Origin of the sequence: 'Catharanthus roseus' aster yellows phytoplasma (assembly GCF_004214875.1) — a bacterium.
GTDB lineage: Bacteria > Bacillota_I > Bacilli_A > Acholeplasmatales > Acholeplasmataceae > Phytoplasma > Phytoplasma asteris.
Genome location: NZ_CP035949.1, coordinates 115,447 through 126,981, shown reverse-complemented (window position 1 = coordinate 126,981; position 11,535 = coordinate 115,447). Strand labels below are relative to the sequence as shown.

Below are 11,535 nucleotides of genomic sequence, written 5' to 3'. Positions count from 1 at the left end.
TTATATTCATAAAGAAAATAGGTAATAAAGTTTATGAAAAAACTAATTTTTTTTGATATTGACGGCACTTTAAGAAGTAATAAAAATAAAGCTATTTTGCCTCAGACAAAAGCGTTAATCAAAGAGCTTTCACAAGATACTAATGTAGTTTTAGGAATTGCTACAGGCAGAAGTTATGCTAGATTAGGAGTTTTAAAAGAATTAAGACCTTTATTTAAATATTTGGTTTTGTGCAACGGCGCTCTTACAATGCAAGCAAAAAAGACGCAAGAAGAAAAAGTCCTTAATGAGGTTTGTTTTGAACAAAAAGATGTTATGCAAGTAAAAAAAGCAGCTGCTACAAATGGAATTGCTTTAACTCTTTTTACCTTGGACAAAATTTTTGCCATAAATTTACAAAACGACCAAACACTCAACAATATTAGCAGTTTTAAAGGGGAACAAAAACTAGTTCTAAATGATGCTTTTTTTGAGCAACAAAAAGTTTATCAAATGGTATTATTACATGAAAAAGAAAACGATAAAGAAAAGATACAACAATTTTTAAAAAATATGCCCCAATTAAAAGCTTACTTTTGGGATAGTGGTTTTGTTGATATAATGTATCAAAAAATAGACAAATCATACGGAATTAAGCAAATTAAGGATCTTTATCCCGATCATCAATTAATTTGTATGGGAGACGGTCCCAACGACTTTGAAATGCTTAAATTAGCTGATGTGGCAATTACTATGGGAAATACCAAAATAGAAGATTTAAAAAATATTGCTAATTTTGTAAGCCCTCATATTGATGAAGACCGCATGTATGATTTTTTTAAGACTAAAAAAATAATTTAATAGTTTGAAAGAAAAGTTGTAACAATTTGTTGCAGCTTTTTTTGTTGTGTTAATATATAATAAAAGTTAAACCGCTTATCTCATCAATAAGCGGTTTAACTTTTTAGTTTATAGTTTTATTTTATATTTATTATGGGGAATAATAAATGGAGCGGGCGATGGGAATCGAACCCACGTCTTTAGCTTGGAAGGCTAAGGTAATGGCCATTATACGACGCCCACATAAATAGTTAATTAAGGAATGGTCGGGAAGGCAGGATTTGAACCCGCGACCTCCTGGTCCCAAACCAGGCGCTATACCAAGCTAAGCTACTTCCCGTTAATTTCATTTATGATGTTTTAATGGCACACCCAAGAGGATTTGAACCCCTAGCCTTCTGATCCGTAGTCAGATGCTCTATCCAATTGAGCTATGGGTGCTTTTTTATCAAATTGGTGACCCGTACGGGATTTGAACCCGTGAATGCATGCGTGAAAGGCATGTGAGTTAACCGTTTCTCCAACGGGCCTAATATTTTTTATTTATACCTTGGAATAAATCATAAAGCACAAATAAAAATAATCTCTTAAAGTGGCATCAAAATAAAATAAGTTATTCAAAAGTTTTTTTAATTTTAACCAATAATTATTATACCAACATTTAGCCAAAAAGTCAAATAATAAAATTGTTTTATGACAAATATTTCCAAAATATGTATTATTGCGATATTTTGGTTTAGAAATACAGTCGTGCAGGAATCCAAAAAATACATTTTGCAAGAATTAAGGAGCAAGAATTAATATTTATACTATTTTTCAATTTTGCAAAAACTATAATAATGGAAAATGGTACTATTTTTGAAATTTAGGTTTTCTAATAATCCCTACTCCAATAGCGCTGTCTCCTACATGACACCCAACAACAGGAGTTAAAGGGATTTGTACTAAATTTTTTAAGCCTAATTGGGTTTCTAAAACTTGTTGAAACTCGTTTTTTAATTCAGGGTGCCCTGTAAAAATTAAATGGATTTGATAATCATGATTTTGGGTATATTCTTTGATTTTAGAAGTTATGGCTAAAAGTGCTTTGTGGGAACTTAAAGTCTTTTTAATTAAGGCAATTTTGCCATCTTGTTGAACTTGCAAAATGGGATTTATTCTCAAAAGGCGCCCCAAAAAACTTTTTACTCCTACTAAACGTCCATTTTTAATTAATTGTGTAAGCTTTTTGGTCATAAAAAAAATGGTATTATTTTCTTTAATGAAATCTAAATGCTTAACAACTTGTTCTAGGGATTTGCCTTCTGCAAATAAACGATAAGCTTCTAGGGCAAAAAAACCTTCACAAAAACAGACAGTTTTAGTGTCATAACAGTGTACCTCAATTTTATCTGATACCATTTTTCCTGCTTGAATAATAGCATTATAAGTGCCGCTTAAAGCAGAAGATAGCGTAGTTACAAAAACTTTTTGATAACCTTGTAAAGCTAACTTTTCAAAATAAACTACCATTTCGCCAACTGATACTTGCGAAGTTTTAGGCATAAAATCAGGGTTGTTTTTAAACATTTGATAAAATTGATCGTATTTCATGGTTTTACCATCAATATATTCTTGATCGTCGATTAAAATTTTGATTCTAAAAATGTCAATATCACAAGAATGCGAGTAATAATCGAGACAACTAGTAGAAGTGGTTGCAACTTTTATTTTCACATCATTCTCCTTTAATTTGCTTTAGGGATGCCAATTATTTGCCATATAAAGGTTTTTGGTAATGAAAAATAATTTGGAATATAATTAAAATATCAAAAGAAATTGGTATTAAAAATAGATGTTAGTTGGTTGTAATTAGGGTTTATTTGGGGTGAAGTAGTGCAAAAATGAAAAATACAAAAATAAATTGTCAGATTGGTTAAATTGGAAAAACAAAAGAACAAAAAAACAAAAGGAAGGCACAACAACAATAAATTAACTTTTTTATATTGAATTATTGTTTTTTAACAACTTTCTTATTATTTTGTATCTTATTTATTTGTATTTATTATTCGTTTTATTCACTTTTAACACTAATGAAAATAGGAATAACAATAGGTCTTTTTTTAGTTTCTTTGAATAAAAATTTAACTAATGATTCTCTAATATTTTTTTTGAAATCATTCCATTTAAGATACTTTTTTTTCAAAAAAATTTCACTTTTTTCATCAAAAATAGCTTTTAACTTAGGAAAAATATAACTAGTTTCAGAATCTGCCAAAAAGCCTTTACTTACTAATTGTGGAGCACCTACTATTTTTTTGTGTTTAGCATTAACATTGGCAACAACAATTACAACTCCATCCGCTGCTAAAAGTTCACGGTCTTTCATAATAAAATCTTGCCCACCAATAACGGGAGTACCATCAATTAAAATTTCTGTAAGAACGCCAGTATTAGATTCGGCAAAGGCATCTTTTTGTGGGTCACAATGCCAAATACTGCCATTTTCTAACAAGAAAGTTTGGTTGAGTTTGAATCCTAAACTTTGGGCAATTTTTTGCACTTGATATTGATGACGATATTCACCCATAACAGGAATAATGTATTGAGGTTTTAAAAAATTAAGCATCAATTTGAGGGTTTTTTCATAATCATTGGAACAAGCGTCTAAGTCTTTTACCAAAACATGGGCTTGAATATTGTGGCGTGACAAAAGATCTAGGGTTTGAGATTGCATTTTGGCAATTCCTGCCATTTCTTTGGACATTAACAACACTAAATCTTGGGGCGTTAAATGAATTAAAGTGTCTGTTTTTTGACACATTTTTTGCAAATGAAACAAAGATTCAAAATGTTTACCTAGCACAAAGACAACTAATTTTGGATGTTTTTTGGAGTCTTCTAGTGTTTTTAATTCCACTAAATTGAAGGAAGGCACTTTTAAAAAACCTTTTTTCAAAGCAATATCAATAATTTTTTCACTTTTTCTACCTAAAAAAGTTATTTTAAAATTAAGTCTACATGCCAAATCCACTATGGATTGAATTTTTAACAAATCAGGCATCAAAGAAGGAATAACAATAATTCCTTCGGATTTAAGCAAGTGATTGCTAAAATAGTTATTCAATTTGTGCTCAAAACTCGATGCATCATTATTATGCGAAGATGTGCTAAAAGCCCCACGACAAGAAGGCAAAAAGGCAAGTACTTTGGGTTGTGCTAATTGAGCTAATCTTGTAAAATTAGTTTGAAAAAATTTATTTTTAGAATGCAATAATTTAAGGTCGCCAGAGTAAACGATGCTACCTCGTTTAGTTTGAAAAACCATTCCCAATGTTTCAGGAATCAATTGCGATGTAGCAAAAAAAGCCACTGCCACATCATCAAAAATAAGTCTTTCATCGCTTTTAACGATTTGTAGATTAAAATTGCGGTAATTAATTTTATGACTTTGAAAATGCGCTTTTAGAACTTGCATCGTAAAATAAGAAGCATAAACAGGGATATCAAAATCTTTCATCAAGTAAGGCAAGGCACCCAAATTGGTTTCAAAAGCTGATGATAAAAAAACGCCTTTAATCTTGTCTTTGATATCTTGTAATTTGTAATAATCAGCAATCATAGAATCGATGCCATAAAGAGCGGTATTGGGATATTTTAGTCCAGCATCAAGTAAAAAATAAGATTCGTTAATTTGCAAGACGTAAAAATTTTTTCCACTTTCGCCCAGTCCTCCTAAAGCAAAAAATTTAATGTCATTCACTTGGAACCTCCAGTTTGTAATTTGGAAATTATTCATAATTAAAGATGAAAATAATTTCTTGAAATGTTTTGAAAATTAAAAATTAAAAAAATAAAAATTGGGATTGAATTGGGATTGCAAATCCGGAATTGAGCATTGAAAAATATATTTAGGTTTGGTTTTTGGTTATTGTTGGCATTGTTGAATTATTTAGTAAATATTTTTTCGTTTTGTCAATTTAGATGTTTTTGCAAAAGCGGGATTGGGATACGATAATGCTGCATTTATTTAATTTATCAATAAAAGACTTGCAAAATGCCCAAAATAAAAATCAAACAGCAATTGCAATTCAATAAATTAAATGCAATAAAAGACTTGCAACAAATGCACGAAAATTTTTAGGAAACTTGCTTGTATTTTATTGTAGCAAAAATGTTATTTATTAGGTTAAAAGTATTTTATAAGAGTCAAAATCAAATTTTGAATAATTAAAATATTATCCAGAAAGGAAAAAGAAAAGAAATATAATAAAAAATATTAGGTGGATTATTAATGGTTTTGGGCAATTTGATAATAATTTTAAATTATTAACAAAAAATATTTTTTCAGTTTTCTTTGGTTTTTTCAAATATTGCATTTTTTATTGGATATGAAAATCTCCAAAAGCAATTTTTTATTGATAAATATTTTTAATAATTTTCAAAATCATAAATAATTGAAAAAATAATTGACTTTGGGGTAAACAGTTTTTTGAATTATTTATAATTTTTAAACTTGGCTTATATTTTTTTTGCCAAAGAAATTGATTTTGAGGCGGGTTGTAAAAAATAAATTTTTTGCAAATATTTAGTTTTAGATTTAGATTTGATATTAAAATCTAGATTATAAATTTTTTACAAGTTAATTTTAATATTATTGTTAGTATTAATTTGGTTTTTAAAATAAGCTGAATTATTGCTTTTGATTTGAATCATTATTTTTGATTTAAAAATTTAAACACCCAATCAAAATACTAAATATTATCTAATATACCTATATTATACTAAAAAAATAATTTTTAAAAACGCATTTTTGCCTTAAAGTTGACAAAAGAAATTATTTATGTAGTAAAAACGTCAATAAAGTGCGTAATTACTATTTGTTTATTTGTTACAATTTTGACTCAAATAATGAAGACCCACTAAAAAGCGGGTCTATTTTTTGAAAATTGACAAAAATCTCAATTTTGTAATGATAAGAATATTTGTTTTGCAACTTGTAATTTTAATATTATTAAATATTATATTTAATTTATAATTATTTTATCATCATTTAAAAATTTAAACACTAGTCACAGGTCTAAAAGAAGGGTTTAATTTTTTTTCTAAATATTTAGCCAAAGTATTATTACACTGAATTAAAACCAAATAAATTATGGAAAGAAGGACAAAAGGAGTTATGACATCAGCAGTAATTCCCATATTTCGGTTAGCAATCCAGCCCATTTCAACAAGCCCAATAAAAGCAAAAAAGGTACAATCTTTAATATTGGTAATAAATTGAGTTATAACAAAAGGAACTGATTTTTTTAATGCTTGCGGAAAAATAATATTGTAAAAAGTTTGTCTTTGAGTCATTCCCAAAGAAAAAGCAGCCTCAATTTGTCCTTTATCAACAAATTTAATATTTTGCATTAAAATCATAGTAAGACTTGCACCAGCATTAAGGGTAATTACAAATAATGCAGCATTTATTTGGTTAATTTGGGGGAATCCATCAGGAAATAAATCAGGCATAAGGCCTTTACTAGGCCACCACAAACTAGTAGAAAACCATACTAACATTGCTTGAGCTGCAATTGGCACTCCTTTTAATAACCAAATATAAGTATCAACACATTTAGAAATCATTTTATAACATGCTTTTACAAAAGTGTTATTGGTTCTTGTATTTGTTACTTTAGTCTTTGTGCCTACTAAAAATAAAGCTAATAAAAAACCTATTAATAAACCATCAATACTAATTAATAAGGTATTATATAACCCTTTTTTATAAGATGGGAAATTATAACACATTTTTTGCCACAAACCTAAATTTTTAATATTTCTCATTTTATAAGTAGCATTATAAACTCTATCTTCAAATTCTTTTAATTTGTCTCTAATGCTATTAAGTTTTTTTTCTAAACGAATTATTTCGCTTGTTTCTTTTGTATTGTCTTGTTCGTTGCTACTTCTTGTAGTTGTTTCTAAATTATTAAATTCTTTTTCTTCTTCTTGGGTTCTTGTGTTTTTTTCTTGTAATTTTGTGTATCTATCTTTAACATTTTGTAATTTGGTTTGGTCTTTATCTAAACATTGTTCCAAAGTATCAAATTCTAATTTTATTTCTTCAAATTGTTTTTTTAATGAAATGTGTGCGGCTATGGTTTTTTCTTTTTCTGTATCATCTTCAAAAGCAAAGGCACATTTTTTTAAAACTCTAAATTTTTGTTCTTCTTCTTGGGTTCTTTGGTTTAAGTTTTGATTGTTTTTTTGAGTTTTAGAATTATATGCCTTTTTATTTTTTAATTGGTCGTGTTCTTCTTTTATTTCTTGTCTTTTGCCGTCTAAACATTTTTCCAAAGTATCAAATTCTAATTTAATCTCTTTTAATGCATCAAATCTTTCTTGGGCTTCATCAATTTTTTGTAGATTTCCAAGAATAAATTTATCTAAAACTTTAAATAAAGTAATAAATTTTTTTTCTTCTTCTGGTTTTCTTGTATTTTTGCCTTTTAAATCTTTGTATCTAGTTTCTTGGTCCTTTGTTCTTTTCTCTTTCTTTAATTCATGCAATCTTGTAAGAATATATTTAAGATCTTCAATAACATCTGTATCTTTTCCATCTTTGTCTTTTACATATTCTAAATTAAATATTTTCCTCAAAGCATCATTAACTTCTTTTTGTCTTTTGGTATCACCTTTTTTAACAACAACTCCTACACCATTAGGACCTGATTGCAATTGAGGATCAGTTGAATCAAGAATAAAATACTTTAAATCTTTGTCTCCTTCAGTATTATAATGTGCTATTACATCATCAACTACAAAAATATCTGCTTTATTATTTCTAATAAATTCTAAATTAGGTCCAATATTATCTGAAGAAGTTTCTTTTTTGATAATATCTCTATTGTTTAATAATTTTTTAATATAACCTTTATCTAAAAAATCTGTATCAGTAGCACTAGCAGTAACAGCTATAAAAGTAAATGATTTTTCTTTGCCTTCCTTTTTGGCATTTTCATATAAATTGTCTAAGTGAGCAAATAAATCTTTATCTTTGACTCTTGCGTTGTGTGCAAAAAGATTAGATTCAAAATCTTTATTGTCCCTTCTTACTACAAATCCATTCATAGGAACATTATATGCAATACTAAAATCAACTTTGGCTTTTCTATCCTCAGTAATAGCAAGACATGAAGCAGTTATATCGGCTTTACCTGTTTCAATATCGCCTAATAATCCTGCAAAAGTATTAATTGTTAATTCTAATTCTTTACCTTGTTGTTTGGCAATTTCTTTCAATAACAAAACTTCAAATCCAGTTAAACGTTCATCTTCTAAAGTAAGATGACTATCTGAAACCGAAGCATCCTCATCAGATTGCAAACAAACAGGACCCATTCCTACAAAAATACCTCCTTTAAGAGCATTAGGATTGGAATGTTTCTTAGCAAAAACTTTAATATGCAACCACAATAAAAAAAAAATACAAACAGCTACCAAAAAATAATTAAAATGCCAAAATACCTTATTTTTAATTAAATATTGCTTTACTTTCGACAAAAAAAATTTTACCTTATTAAAAAAATTAATACAAATATCACTAATATCGCTAATCATAAGTCAAGTTAATTATCTCCTTTTATACGGTTTTATATTTTTTTTATATGTTTTTTTATGTTTTGAAAATATCTTTATATTTTTAAATATAAAATCATTTTAAATAACTATTAATAATTTTCTTTTTGCTATATTGCTATGTTGGTTTTCTTTTTTTCTTGTGTTTTTGGGTTGGTATTTATTTATAGATAAAAAAAATAGCATAACAACGACAACAAATAAATGGTTTTGTTAAATAGTTTTTAAAATAAAACTAAAATAGGCAAAATGAAAAATTGGAAAAATGAACAAAAAAGTAAGTTAGGAAAAAATATAAAAAATAATTAAAAATCTAATAAATTAAAAATAAAACATTTGTAAATATAAAAAAGATTGTGAAATGAAATAATAAATGAATAAATATTTAGCTTTCCCAAAATAAGTAAAAAAATGCAAATAATGAAAATCAACATTAAAATAAAAAAATTAAATAAAATAAATTGATATTATAAATAAATGTTATAAAAATAGCCAATTGATAAATGGCTTTTGGGCTTTATTAAAATAGTATCATAATTATAAATAATTACTTACTAAACAAAGAATTTATATAATTATCTAATAATTAATTTATAAGACCGTATAATCGATAATTAATCATTGATAAAAAGATTTTGAATTTAATGTTTTTACACAATTTATTGCTCCCTAAAGCTTTTTAATATCATATAAGCGATTGTTGGGGGTTTTGTTGTCATAATTATGATAAATGTATCAAAAAAGATAAATATTTTTGAAATTGTTTTTAAAATAAATGATTATTGTTATTTATAAAAATCATCAAAGTATTTATTACTAGATATTATACAATAATTTTTGTCTTTTTGCAAATATTAATTAATTATGCAGTTTTAAGGGATATAAAAAAATAAAAAATATAAAGTAAACAAAATAAAAAACCCATCAATTAAGACAGGTTTATTAGGGTATTAAATTGTAAAAAGTATATAAAAGATTTGTTTTTTGTAATGTAATTATTGATTATTATCACTAGGGGAAGTTGGTTGTGGAGTTGGAGTTTCTTCAGGTCTTTGAGTAAATTTTTTATCTTCTAATTTTATTTTGTATTCTTTTTTATTATTTGATTGTGTTTCTTGAACTTCATCAATTGAAATTGTTGTTGTATAAAAATATTTACTTTCTTCAGCAACAAAAGCATCTTTTCCTAAATTTTGTGTAGCAAGTTTTTCACTTAAATTTTTCCATTGTAAATTAGGAGTTTTGTTATCTTTATCATTTGGATCTTCTTTATATTTTTCAATAATTTCTTTAGCTGCATTATAACTAGCTTGAATAATTGCATTAATTTCTTTAGTTTGAGTATCATTATCCAAACTAAAATCCATACTTTCCGAACCTAATGACATTCCAAACTCTTTTACCATTTTAGTAGCAATAGTGCGCACCTTTTGCAAATCATCACAACAACCAAAACTAACACTTGTTTCAAATGCTTCTTCAGCTGCACGTCCTGCCAAAGCAGTAATCATTTGTTTTAATAAATCTTGTTTAGTTAAAAGTTGATCGGCTTGTTCGCCTTCATTACTAGCAGAAAAAAAGATAGTATATCCTGCTGCTTGTCCTCTTGGTTTAGAAGTTACACGATGCACATTAAACCCTAGAGCATGAGCTACTATGGCATGTCCTAATTCATGATTAATAACTCTTTTTTTATCTGCTTTAGAGATACTTTGTTTTAATTCAGGACCCATTAAAATTAAATCCATAGCATCATAGATATGCAAAGGTGTAATTTTGTTTGGGGAATTAGTATCTTTGGAGGCTATCTTTTTAGCTTCTTTCACTAAAGAATTAATATCTGCAGGAGTAAATTTAGATCCGTGCAAAGTTTTTGCCACTTGTTTTAATTCATCATCTGAAGGATAATTTGTTTTTTCAATGTTTTCGCGTTTCATAAAAGCTATAAGTAAGGCTTGGGTTGTTTTTAAATCTGGAGTGCCTAAATAAATGTGCTTCCCTAAACGCCCTTCTCTAATTAAGGCATCATCTAAAAAATCTTTACGATTAGTTGCTCCAATAACAATAGCTTGCGGAGTTTTTTCATCTGAATCTACTCCATCAAGTTGAGTTAACAAAGCATTAAGAGTACCTGAATGTTCTTGAGCGCTTTTTTCTTTGCTTCTTTCAGCTCCAATAGCATCAATTTCATCAATAAAGATAAAATAATAACTCTGTCCACGTTGTTTGGCAGTTTCTTGAGCTACTTTAAACAATTCTCTTACACGAGATGCTCCAACTCCTATATATTTTTCGACAAAATCAGAGCCAGTAGTAACAAAAAAAGGAGCTTTATCTTTAACAGAACCCACTAAACATTTAGCTAAATAAGTTTTTCCTGTTCCTGGAGGACCGTACAATAAAACTCCTCTTGGTAAATCTTTACGAGGCAAAGGGTTCATTTCATTTGCATCATCATTTACTGCTGAAATATATTCTCTTAACTCATCTTTGACTTCATCATATCCATAAAAGCTATCAATATTAAGATTGCCTTTGGGTCTGTATTCTTTTTCTTGTGCCCACATAGTATCTTCTTGGGTGTCTTTTCCCATAGTCTTAGAAAGATTTTCAGATCCTTTAATTAAAATAAACATAAAGAAAATCACCATAATATTTACAATAATAGCACTTACATTAGTAGCAATTGCAAAATAATTTTTAGGTTTTTTGGGCGGAATTGGATAATTTGGCGGATTTTGCGGTTGATTATCTGGTTCAGGATATTCAAATCTTTGCGGTTCCCATTTCATAATATACCTTCCTTTATATTTTTATATATTAATTAGTTAGTTTAATTGGGTTTATTTTTTTAGTGCATTTTTTTAGTGCATTTTTTTAGTAAATTAATTTGAAATGATAAAAAAAATCCAACATAAAATTTTAATGAAAATAAACAAATTGACAAATACCAAAAAATAAACATAATAAGAATCTTTATAAGCATTTATCCAACAATTTTTAATTATTTGAATCAATATTTGCAAAAAATCATTTTACTATAATTTTCTTAACACATTTATTTTAACAAAAATTTATAGATATTATAACAATATAAGCAAAAAAAGCACT

At 27.2% G+C, this 11,535-nt stretch carries 5 protein-coding genes and 4 tRNA genes; 1 reads left to right on the top strand and 8 read right to left on the bottom strand.

Annotation, left to right across the window (positions count from 1 at the left end; translation table 11 throughout):
- Positions 1–33: 33 nt before the first annotated feature.
- On the top strand, positions 34–840 hold the full coding sequence (locus EXT02_RS00570; protein WP_130427404.1) for an HAD-IIB family hydrolase: 807 nt from the start codon (positions 34–36) through the stop codon (positions 838–840).
- Between the two features lie 147 nt (positions 841–987).
- Here EXT02_RS00570 and EXT02_RS00565 read toward each other — a convergent pair.
- The 8 genes from EXT02_RS00565 to EXT02_RS00530 form a co-directional block, all read right to left on the bottom strand.
- A tRNA-Gly gene (locus tag EXT02_RS00565) sits at positions 988–1,062 on the bottom strand.
- 20 nt (positions 1,063–1,082) lie between these two features.
- Positions 1,083–1,159: transfer RNA gene (locus tag EXT02_RS00560), tRNA-Pro, on the bottom strand.
- Between the two features lie 24 nt (positions 1,160–1,183).
- Positions 1,184–1,260: transfer RNA gene (locus EXT02_RS00555), tRNA-Arg, on the bottom strand.
- Positions 1,261–1,273: 13 nt separating this feature from the next.
- Positions 1,274–1,349, bottom strand: a tRNA-Glu gene (locus EXT02_RS00550).
- Between the two features lie 322 nt (positions 1,350–1,671).
- A complete protein-coding gene (locus EXT02_RS00545) occupies positions 1,672–2,535 on the bottom strand; it encodes a DegV family protein (RefSeq protein WP_034172012.1) in 864 nt (287 codons plus the stop codon).
- A 337-nt stretch (positions 2,536–2,872) separates the two neighbouring features.
- Entirely contained in the window at positions 2,873–4,561 is a 1,689-nt protein-coding gene (locus EXT02_RS00540; RefSeq protein WP_240682823.1) for a ribonuclease J, read from the bottom strand.
- A gap of 1,298 nt (positions 4,562–5,859) precedes the next feature.
- Complete coding sequence (locus EXT02_RS00535) at positions 5,860–8,349, bottom strand: ABC transporter substrate-binding protein/permease (protein ID WP_165383234.1); 2,490 nt, start codon at positions 8,347–8,349, stop codon at positions 5,860–5,862.
- Positions 8,350–9,419: 1,070 nt separating this feature from the next.
- Positions 9,420–11,216, bottom strand: a complete 1,797-nt coding sequence (locus tag EXT02_RS00530) for an AAA family ATPase (protein WP_130427398.1) — start codon at positions 11,214–11,216, stop codon at positions 9,420–9,422.
- Positions 11,217–11,535 lie beyond the last annotated feature (319 nt).

Bases quoted from the DNA above. Each gene is read 5' to 3' on its own strand.
- EXT02_RS00570 (WP_130427404.1), top strand. From the start codon at position 34: ATGAAAAAACTAATTTTTTTTGATATTGACGGCACTTTAAGAAGTAAT.
- EXT02_RS00530 (WP_130427398.1), bottom strand. From the start codon at position 11,216: ATGAAATGGGAACCGCAAAGATTTGAATATCCTGAACCAGATAATCAA.